At 61.0% G+C, this 9,551-nt stretch carries 8 protein-coding genes; 1 reads left to right on the top strand and 7 read right to left on the bottom strand.

Annotation, left to right across the window (positions count from 1 at the left end; all coding sequences use genetic code 11):
- Nucleotides 1-447: 447 nt before the first annotated feature.
- The 6 genes from mtnN to rimO all read right to left on the bottom strand — a co-directional run bounded on the left by mtnN (nt 448) and on the right by rimO (nt 8,003).
- Nucleotides 448-1,125, bottom strand: a complete 678-nt coding sequence (mtnN, locus tag Mhypo_RS15990) for a 5'-methylthioadenosine/S-adenosylhomocysteine nucleosidase (RefSeq protein WP_186814679.1) — start codon at nt 1,123-1,125, stop codon at nt 448-450.
- 338 nt (nt 1,126-1,463) lie between these two features.
- Nucleotides 1,464-1,940 (bottom strand): S-ribosylhomocysteine lyase, encoded by a 477-nt coding sequence (locus Mhypo_RS15985; RefSeq protein WP_119342260.1) that lies wholly within the window; start codon nt 1,938-1,940, stop codon nt 1,464-1,466.
- A 238-nt stretch (nt 1,941-2,178) separates the two neighbouring features.
- A complete protein-coding gene (locus Mhypo_RS15980; RefSeq protein WP_119342259.1) occupies nt 2,179-3,666 on the bottom strand; it encodes a TrkH family potassium uptake protein in 1,488 nt (495 codons plus the stop codon).
- A gap of 13 nt (nt 3,667-3,679) precedes the next feature.
- Nucleotides 3,680-5,164 (bottom strand): TrkH family potassium uptake protein, encoded by a 1,485-nt coding sequence (locus tag Mhypo_RS15975; protein WP_371862149.1) that lies wholly within the window; start codon nt 5,162-5,164, stop codon nt 3,680-3,682.
- Nucleotides 5,139-6,476, bottom strand: coding sequence for a Trk system potassium transporter TrkA (gene trkA / locus Mhypo_RS15970; RefSeq protein WP_119342258.1), 1,338 nt, complete (start codon nt 6,474-6,476; stop codon nt 5,139-5,141). The genes Mhypo_RS15975 and trkA overlap by 26 nt, the downstream gene beginning before the upstream one ends.
- Nucleotides 6,477-6,626: 150 nt before the next feature.
- Nucleotides 6,627-8,003: a 30S ribosomal protein S12 methylthiotransferase RimO gene (rimO, locus tag Mhypo_RS15965; protein ID WP_119342257.1), complete on the bottom strand. Its 1,377-nt coding sequence runs from the start codon at nt 8,001-8,003 to the stop codon at nt 6,627-6,629.
- Between the two features lie 285 nt (nt 8,004-8,288).
- Here rimO and Mhypo_RS15960 point away from each other — a divergent pair, with 285 nt between their 5' ends.
- On the top strand, nt 8,289-8,873 hold the full coding sequence (locus Mhypo_RS15960) for a DUF937 domain-containing protein (RefSeq protein WP_170148332.1): 585 nt from the start codon (nt 8,289-8,291) through the stop codon (nt 8,871-8,873).
- Between the two features lie 327 nt (nt 8,874-9,200).
- Here Mhypo_RS15960 and Mhypo_RS15955 read toward each other — a convergent pair whose 3' ends face one another.
- Nucleotides 9,201-9,422 (bottom strand): DUF4115 domain-containing protein, encoded by a 222-nt coding sequence (locus Mhypo_RS15955; RefSeq protein ID WP_240637293.1) that lies wholly within the window; start codon nt 9,420-9,422, stop codon nt 9,201-9,203.
- Nucleotides 9,423-9,551 lie beyond the last annotated feature (129 nt).

Genomic DNA, 9,551 nt, shown 5'->3' with positions numbered 1-9,551 from the left:
AACTCCTGCTCGGCTATACTCTTCCCCTCTCCCAGCCGCTCGTACTCATCCACCAACTGATGCATCCGTTCCCGTATTTCGCTCATTCCAACAGTTTAGGCTGTTTGCCTATTTTCAGGACACACCCGCCAGGACGAGGTCTTATACCAGATTCGGTTAGTTTGTCACCCTTTGGTGACGAACTAACCCGACCGAAGTTATCCGCGTAGCGGAGGGCGATACCGCCCCTTGGAAGGGAGACGCTTTCTTCGCCGACCGACAGTGAAGGGCCATCGGCCCCCGGCTAGCGCCGGTACTCAAGGGAGGGGTGTGCTCTAGGATTCAAAAAGACAGCCTCTGGTGTTTTTGGTTTTGTAAACTGTCTTTTTGAATCCGGTATTAATCCAAAACCAAAGTCCATAAACCCGTGTGGAAGCGGTACAACCCCGCTGTCTGCCATTGGTTGGCTTAGGTGCTCAATACCTGGCCGATGAGGCCAGCCAGGCGCTTGGACGCACTTTCTAAAAAGGTTTCAAAGGCCACGGGAGCTTCGCTGCCGGCCTGGTCGGTAATGGCCCGCAGCAGGGCCATGGGCATCCCCATGCGCTTGGCCGTCCATAAAGCTGCGGCACCCTCCATTTCTACGGCGTCGGCGGCGAACACCCGGCGCACCTCCTCGGCCTCGCTGCGGTGGGCCAGAAAACGGTCGGCGCTGGCGATGCGTCCCAAGTAGATGGGCAGCCCCATGGCCAGCGCGGTGCGCAAAACCCTTGAGGTGAGCCCCGCATCGGCGGGAATGAAGCGCTCGCCGGTGGCCAGTTCGCCCGGTGCGCGGCCAAAGGCCGTAATGTCTACGTCGTACTGCACGGCATCCTGGGCCAGAATTAGATCCAGGGTCTTAAGGTCGGGGTTCAAGGCCCCCGCTACACCTACCCAGAACGATTGGGACGGGTTGAAGCGAACCTTGGCGTAGGCCACAGCGGCGGCAGCGGCTGCTTTGCCCACCCCGGTTTCGATCAGTACCACCGGATAGCGCCCCAGCTCGCCCTGGTGGATAACCCAGGGGCCATCCAGGGCCTCTTGCAAGCTAAGCTGTCCTCGCAAAGCCTGGGCTTCGGCGCCTTCGGCAGCAAACAGGGCAACCATCGACATACCGGGTAGCCTAGCATTCATAAGGGTGAACTTCCAACACCGGGGCGTTGGGAAAGCCCCAAATCATACCAGATTCGTTTGATTCGTTATCGAACGGTAAAGAATCAACCCGACCTATCCGCGTAGCGGAGGGCGATACCGCCCCTTGGAAGGGAGACGCTTTCTTCGCCGACCGTCAGTGAAGGGCCATCGGCCCCCGGCTAGCGCCGGTACTCAAGGGAGGGGTGTGCTCTAGGATTCAAAAAGACAGCCTCTGGTGTTTTTGGTTTTGTAAACTGTCTTTTTGAATCCGGTATCACAAGCAACGAAACAGGGTATACGCATCTAACCGACTAGGACGTAATTTCGACGGTTTCTTGCACGTGCAGACCCTCATTCAGTACCCGCTCGGCCCAGGCCCTGGCGCCCTGGGGGTCGTGGTCGCGGTAGTTGCCGCACTCGAGCTCGCTCACCCCGGGTACGGGTTCAGTATGGTTGACCACGTCTTTGAGCGTTTCCCTGAAAGCCTCCAGTACCTTCTGGGGCCCCGGCTCCCCCAGCACCACCATATAAAACCCGGTGCGGCAGCCCATGGGTGAAATGTCTACTACCCCCTCGAGGTGACCGCGCATATAGGTGGCCAGGAGGTGCTCGAGGGTGTGAAGCGCGCCGGTGCCCAGGGCTTCTTTGTTGGGCTGGACTAAGCGCAGGTCGTACTTTTCAATCCGGTCGCCCCTGGGGGTTTCCTTCACCCCTGCCAGCCGCACATAGGGGGCCCGGACTTTTTTGTGGTCAAGGCGAAACGATTCTGGGATGGGTGGCCTGGACATCGGCTTCAGTCTACCGCAGCGTGGTGGCTGAAAAAAGCCTTAATACCGGATTCAAAAAGACAGTTTATAAAAAACAAAAACCCCATAAGTTGTCTTTTTGAATCCTAGATCTCTCCCTTCGGCCCTGTTGATTCGTTGCCGAACGGTAACGAATCAAACGAATCTGGTATAACCCAAAGGCCAAATGCTGAAGGCCGGGCAGGATGCGGGCAGGGGTGAACCTCGACGGCCATTGGCCTTAGCCCCGCAGCTTTTTCCAGAGCTCTGGCGTCAGTAATAAAAATACCGGAATCAACTCAATACGCCCGGCCCACATCTGAAAAATCAGGATAACCTTCGAAAGCGGCTCCAGACCGGCATAGCTTCCCATGGGCCCTACCTCGCCGAGTCCGGGCCCGATGTTGCCCACCGCCTGCGCACTGGCGGTTAGACCCAGGATGAAATCGTTCTCGAGCAACGAAATCAGCAGGGCCCCTGCGACCACCAGGGCCACATAGAGAGTGATGAACGCTGCCACCGAGCGCATCACGTCCTCTCCCAGGGTTTTGCTGCCCAGACGCAGGGTGATGATGGCCTGGGGGTGCAACGAACGTATAAGTTCCCGCCGCACAATGGCCCCCACCACCAGCAAGCGAATCACCTTGATGCCGCCCGCGCCCGAGCCTGCGCATCCACCCACAAACATAGCCGTGACCAGAATGGCCTGGGCCGCCGGAACCCACAGGGCAAAGTCGGCGCTGGCGTAGCCGGTGGTGGTGATGATGGAGGTGACGTTGAAGAAGGCATGGCGAAAGGCGTCGGCCCAGCTATAGTTCATGGCCTGGGTGTGGTGGGTCATCAGAAAGGCAGCCAGCGACACGCTAAAGACCAGCACTATCAGGGTGTAAACCCGCAGCTCCACATCTTTCAATAGCGGGCGGGGGTCCAGCGTGAAAAAAAGCCTGTACTGGAGAACGAAACCTGCCCCGCCCAGAAACATGAACAGGGTGCCGAACCACTGGGCCAGCGGGGTGTACTGTTCAAAACTACGGGGGTTGGGGCTGAAGCCGGCTGCGGGCAGGGTGGTCAGGGCGTTACAGACGGCCTCAAATGCTGGTACGCCAGCAATCCAGTAGCACACAGCGGCTGCCAGGGTGAGGACAGCGTATACCTTGAGGATGCTCAGGGCGGCCGTGCGCAAACGAGGGGTGAAGGGTTCTTTTTGGACCCCGGTGCTCTCGGTGATAAAAAGCTGACGCCCTGCCACGGCCAGATGGGCCAGCAGGGCCACCGCCAGCACCAGGAAGCCCACCCCCCCAAACCACTGCATCAGGCTGCGCCAGAAGAACAGGCTGTAGCCAAACTGGGAAAAATCGGCCAGGGCTGTGGCCCCGGTGGTGGTGAAGCCCGACATGGACTCAAACAGCGCATCCAGATAAGGCATTCCCCCGGAAATCCAGAAGGGGATAGCCCCCAGAGCGGGCACCAGCAGCCAGATCAGGGCGATGGAGAGCAGGGCTTCGGCCCGGCCCGGCTCGTGTTTGGGGTCGCCCAGCTTGCGAAACCAGGCGCCCAGCCCCAGGCCCGCCACCGCCCCGCTGAGGAAACCCCAGGCCGATTCGCGCAGGAGCAGCGAGAGGGCCTCGAGCCCCAGCATCACCACACCCATAGCCAGGTAGACCACCCCCAGGAAGTAGTAGGCAAAGCGCAGGTTTTCCAGTAGCCAGGGTTTCGCTCTTGCTTTCATCTGGAGTCCTGCTTCAGGCCCTTAGCCGACGCCATAGCTCGGGTGTGAATAGAGAAAAGACGGCAATTAGCTCAATGCGACCGGCCCACATTTGAAAAATCATGACGGCTTTGGAAACAGGGTGCAGATTGCCGTAGTGGGCCATGGGTCCCACTTCTCCCAGCCCAGGCCCCACGTTGCCGATGGCCGCTGCCGAGGCGGTAAAGGCCACCACGAAGTCTTCTTCCAGGACCCCCATTACCAGCACACCCAGGGCAAAAAGGCTCACATAAAGGGTGATAAAAGCTGCCACCGAACGCATCACATCCTCGCCGATGTTCTTGTTGCCCACCCGCAACGGCAGCACGGCCTGGGGGTGCAGGGCCCGCTGCAGCTCCCGCCGCACCAGAGCGCCAATCACCAGCCAGCGGATGACCTTGATGCTCCCCCCCACGCTGCCGGCGCTGCCTCCGATGAACATCAGCATGACCAGGAGGGTTTGGGCAGGTACCACCCACTGGGCAAAGTCGGCCGAGGCAAAGCCAGTGCCGGTGATGATGGAGGCGGTTTGAAAGAAAGCATGGCGCAGGGCCGGCTCCAGGCTATAGTCGTGCCGCAGGTAGAGCACCCCTGCCAACACCAGCCCCACCGTAAGCACAATCAGGGCATAGGCCCGAAATTCGGGGTCGCGCAGGGGAGCGCTGTACTCACGGCCAAAAATAGCCCGGTACTGCAGCAGCAGGTTCACCCCGGTGAGAAACATTACCCCGGCGGCCACCCAATGGGTGAGGGGGGCGTAGGCGGAAAAGCTCTGGGGGTTGGGGCTAAAACCGCCGGCGGAGACGCTCGAGAAGGTGTTGGTGATGGCCTCGAACGCCGGCACCCCGGTCAGCAGGTAGGCGGTCAGGGTGAGCAGGGTCAACAGCAGATAGACCCGCAGGATGTAGTTGGCCGTCTGGCGCAGCTTGGGGGTGAGCTGCTGCTTTTGCACGCCGGTGGTCTCGGCAAAAAACATCTGCCGTCCTGCCAGGGCCAGGTGGGGCAGAACCACAATAAAGAGAAGCAGGATGCCCATCCCGCCAAACCACTGGCTCAGGCTGCGCCAGAAGAAAAGCCCATAGCTGAACTGCGAGAAGTCGGCCAGGATGGTGGCCCCGGTGGTGCTGAAGCCCGAGGTGGCCTCGAACAGGGCGTCCAGGTAGCTAAGCCCCCCGGAAATCCAGTAGGGGATGGCCCCCAGCATGGGCACCAGAATCCAGAGGCCGGCCACTGTGAGCAGGGCTTCGGCCCGGCGCGGCTCGGCCTGGGGGCTTCCAAGCTGCCGGAGAACCCAACCAAGGGCCAGCCCAATGGCCGCCCCCACAAAAAAGCCCAGGGCATCTTCGCCCATGAGCGTATCGGTCAGGCCCAGCAGGCCCATCACCGCACCCAGCGCCACATACACCGTTCCGGTCATGTAGGTAGCCACCGGGATGGGGTTGGCCGCAATAGACTTAGCGAACCTGGGCCAGGACTTCATCGGCCACCTGCCGGTCGGTGAGCACCAGGAGCTTATCGCCTGCCGTAACGGCCAGCGTAGGAGAGCGCAGATAAACCTTAGTACCACGCTCGAGGGCCACCGCCACCGCGCCGTCGGGCATGGGCAACTTTTCTATGGGGGTCTCGCGGAAATCGGGGGGCACCTCGAACTCCAGGAGTTCGACCTGGTCTTCGATCAGGGCCAGGTGGTCTACGTTGTCGGGAGCGATCCAGTCCACCACCTCACGCACTGCGGCGGCGCGGGGGGTGAGGGGGATGTCGATGCCCACGTGCTCGAAGAGGCGGCGGTTTTCGCCCCGGTTGACCCGGGTAATCACCTTGGCTACCCCCACCTGCTTGGCCAAAAGCGAGACCAGCAGGTTTTTCTCGTCGTTTTCCGTGACCGCTACCATCACGTCCACATGGTCGAGGCCCTCGGACTCCAAAAGCTCTAAGTCGGTGCCGTCGCCCTCGAGCACCAGCGCTCCCGGCAGGTGCTCGGCCAGCCAGGCGCAGCGGTCGGGGTTGTGGTCGATGATGGTGACCTCGAGGCGGTGTTTGATCAACTCTTGGGCCACCATAAAACCCACGTTGCCACCCCCCACCACCATTACCCGCCGTACCCGCTCGCGGGGGGCAAAGCAGGCCTGAATGGCATCGAAGCCCTGCGGGGTGGTCATGAAGAAGATGCGGTCTTCGGGCTCGAGGGCCAGCTCATTGAACCTGGGGTTGGTCGCGGTGTAGAACTTGCCCTCGCGCAGGATACCGGCCAGGAAACTGCCCGGAGGCCAGTCCAGCGAAGCCAGGGCCTTGCCCGCATAGGGGCCGCCCTCCCGCACCTGATACTCCACGAAGCGCAGCCGTCCTCCAGCCAGCACCTCGGTGTCTACCGCGCCCGGAATGCGGATCACCTCGACAATTTCCTTGGCCAGCGAGCGCTGCGGCCAGAAGACCTGGTCGATGCGGGTGCCCAGAATTTCCACCGTGCGGGGGTCGGTCAGGATATCCACATAGGATTGCTTACCCACAAAGCAGAGGGTTTCCTTGGCCCCTAGCCCCTTGGCCAGCATGCAGGCAATCAGGTTGACCTCGTCCCAGTTCGTCGTAGCCAGAAACGTGTTGCAGAGGTCTACCTTGGCCTCGCGCAGGACTTCGGGGTCGGTGACGCTGCCAATCACCACCTGCACATCCAGCCCCCCCAGGCGTTCTTTGGCCTCGGGGTTGGTATCCACCACCACCAGGTCGTGCTGGGTGTGGAGGGCTTTGGCAATTTGCGAGCCGATCTCGCCGCCGCCGGCAATCACAATGTACATAGTGGGCTCCGCTTTGCTACCTGCCAAAAGCTGAAAGCCAAAGGCCGAAGGCCCCTGTGGCGGTTTTCAGGGGATTCGGTCTCCCGGTTTTGTCGAATACTCAAGTCCAGACAGACCTGAAAAGGTTCCATAGGCCAAACCGGGTTCAGCTTACACCTGAATTGTTTCTGTGGCTACGTTGTGCATCACCGGCACCCCCGGCTTCCAGGGCACCCGACCCACCATCTGACCATGCAGGTCGTAGGCTTCGGCCTCCGTGACCCTGACCCGGATAAGGTCGCCTATCTTGACCGTTCCGTCGGTTTCGGCGTACACCAGGCCATCGATGCCCGGCGCATCGTACTTGGAGCGGCCCACCACCTGGCCCGGAAGCTCGCCGTAGTCGTCCACAATGACCTCCAGGGTCTGGCCTACCCTGGCCTGGTTTTTCTCGAGGCTAATCTGTTGCTGCAAGGCCATCAGGCGAGCCTGGCGCTCCATTTTGACCTCCTGGGGCACCGCGCCCGGCAGGGCGTTGGCGTCGGCTCCTTCCACCTCGGAGTAGGTGAAGCAGCCCACCCGGTCGAGTCGCGCCTCAGCGAGGAAGTCCAGCAAAAGCGCAAAGTCTTCCTCGGTTTCGCCAGGGAAGCCCACGATGAAGCTCGAGCGTATCGCCAGGTCGGGGGCGATGGCACGCCATTCCTGAATAGTCTTGAGATGGCTTTCGGCCCCCCCGGGGCGGCGCATGGCCTGCAGGATTTTGGGGCTGGCGTGCTGCAACGGCACATCCAGGTAGGGCAGCAGCTTGCCCTCGGCCATCAGGGGAATCAGGTCGCGCACGTGCGGGTAGGGGTATACGTAGTGCAGCCGCAACCAGGCTCCCAGCCCTGCGAGTTCGTTCACCAGGTCTACCAGGTGCGCCCGCACCGGTTGGCCCGCGTAGTCCGATGGGCGGTGGCGGATGTCCACCCCGTAGGCGGAGGTGTCCTGGGCAATCACCAGCAGCTCTTTGGTGCCGGTGCCCACCAGCCGGGCTGCCTCGAAGAGGATATCAGCGGCGTCGCGGCTTTGTTGCAGGCCGCGCAGCTTGGGAATGATGCAGAAGCTGCATTTGTGGTTGCAGCCCTCGGCAATTTTCAAGTAAGCGTAGTGGCGGGGGGTGAGCTTGACCTGGGGAGGCACCAGGGCCGTGAAGGGGTTCGGGTCTACCGGCGCTACCCGCTGCACGGCGGCCAGTACCTTGTCTACTTCGCCGGGGCCGGTGACTTCCAGCACCTGCGGATGAGCCTGCTGAATGACCTCGGGGCGGGCCCCCAGGCAGCCGGTCACAATCACCTTGCCATTCTCCGAGAGGGCCTCGCCAATGGCGGTGAGGGACTCTTCCACCGCCGGGGTGATGAAGCCGCAGGTATTCACCACCACCACATCGGCGTCCTGATAGGTGGGGGCGGTCTCGTACCCCTGGGCCCGCAAACGCGAGAGTATCTGCTCCGAATCCACCAGGGCCTTGGGACAGCCCAGACTTACAAACCCAACCTTGCCTACCATTCGTTCTCCTGCGCGCCCTTCGCGCGACAACGCGCTCGAGTATAGCAGGAATAGCTCTGATTGGGTGTAAAAAGCAAAGTTGAGGGGGTTACGTCTGTTGTAGCCAAGCATTGGCACGTCTCATGTCGCAGGCCCATAGCCATTATCTGGCCCTTGTGCTTTAGGTGCTTGCTTTGCTGCGCCAGACGCCAGGAACCACCTACAAATCTCCTGCAAAGGGTAATGCTAGAATCTGTAAGGTTTCTAGGAATCTGCATTCGTGGCCAGTGGAAACCGGAGGTCAATATGGCAGGACTAATGGATTTGCTTGGAGCGGCCCTCAACGAAAACACCATCAAGCAGATGGCGGGCCAACTGGGGGCTTCGGACACCCAGTTACAGAGTGCTATCGGGATGGCACTACCGGCCCTCTTGCAGGGCTTGCAGCGCAACGCCGCCGACCCCCAGGGGGCCGAGTCGCTGGCGAATGCTTTAGAGCGCGATCACGATGGGAGTGTTCTGGACAATTTGATGGATTTTTTAGGCAATGCCCAGCAGGGGCCGGGGGCAGGCATCCTGCGGCATGTGCTGGGCGATCAGCGGGCGATGGTGCAGCAAGGAATTGGACAGGCGGCTGGCATCAACCCGGGGCAGGTGGGGAGCCTTCTGGAGATGCTGGCGCCGCTGGTGATGGGGGCTTTGGGCAAAACCACCCGTCAGCAAGGCACGGGGGTGGGGGGGTTACTCGATCTGTTGGGACAAGCTACCGGGCAGATGCAGCAGCAGCAGCCCCAGGCCTTCAATCTGGTCAGTATGCTGCTCGACCAGAATCGCGACGGTAATGTGGTGGACGACGTGGTGCGGATGCTGGGTAATTTCCTGAAGCGATAAGGGGTTCTAATACCGGATTCAAAAAGACAGTTCACAAAAACAAAAAACCCATAGGTTGTCTTTTTGAATCCTAGAGCACACCCCTCCCTTGAGTACCGGCGCTAGCCGGGGGCCGATGGCCCTTCACTGTCGGTCGGCGAAGAAAGCGTCTCCCTTTCAAGGGGCGGTATCGCCCTCTGCTACGCGGATAACTTCCAAGGGGCGGTATCGCCCTCCGCTACGCGGATAACTTCGGCCCTGTTGATTCGTTACCATTCGGTAACGAATCGACCGAATCTGGTATAAAGAAATTGGGCCGGACATATTGTCCGGCCTTTATTCATGGGATCACTGTCCGTAGCGCTGTGATACGACCTGCCCTACGTTGCCCATGCGGCCCCGGTCCTGGCCGCCCACAATGACCCGCACCACCCCGGCGTTGCCGGCCCGCACCACCACCGGGAGGGGAAAGCTGAGCTGGGTTCCGCTGGGGGCGGTGCCCTCGTAGAGCTGCCTGCCGGTGCGGGCATCGGTCACGCGGAGCCAACTGGTGCCCTCGAGCCGCAGCACCAGGCCGGTCGTGGGGGTGGGGGTGGCCGGATTGGCGGGGGTATCACAGCGCTACGGACAGTGATCCCATGAATAAAGGCCGGACAATATGTCCGGCCCAATTTCTTTATACCAGATTCGGTCGATTCG

Origin of the sequence: Meiothermus hypogaeus (assembly GCF_003574035.1) — a bacterium.
GTDB lineage: Bacteria > Deinococcota > Deinococci > Deinococcales > Thermaceae > Meiothermus > Meiothermus hypogaeus.
Note: the sequence above shows the minus strand (reverse complement) of the source record. Positions and strands in the feature narration are given on the sequence as shown.

Bases quoted from the DNA above. Each gene is read 5' to 3' on its own strand.
- rimO (WP_119342257.1), bottom strand. From the start codon at position 8,003: ATGGTAGGCAAGGTTGGGTTTGTAAGTCTGGGCTGTCCCAAGGCCCTG.
- Mhypo_RS15960 (WP_170148332.1), top strand. From the start codon at position 8,289: ATGGCAGGACTAATGGATTTGCTTGGAGCGGCCCTCAACGAAAACACC.
- Mhypo_RS15980 (WP_119342259.1), bottom strand. From the start codon at position 3,666: ATGAAAGCAAGAGCGAAACCCTGGCTACTGGAAAACCTGCGCTTTGCC.
- mtnN (WP_186814679.1), bottom strand. From the start codon at position 1,125: ATGGTTGCCCTGTTTGCTGCCGAAGGCGCCGAAGCCCAGGCTTTGCGA.
- Mhypo_RS15985 (WP_119342260.1), bottom strand. From the start codon at position 1,940: ATGTCCAGGCCACCCATCCCAGAATCGTTTCGCCTTGACCACAAAAAA.
- trkA (WP_119342258.1), bottom strand. From the start codon at position 6,476: ATGTACATTGTGATTGCCGGCGGCGGCGAGATCGGCTCGCAAATTGCC.
- Mhypo_RS15975 (WP_371862149.1), bottom strand. From the start codon at position 5,164: ATGAAGTCCTGGCCCAGGTTCGCTAAGTCTATTGCGGCCAACCCCATC.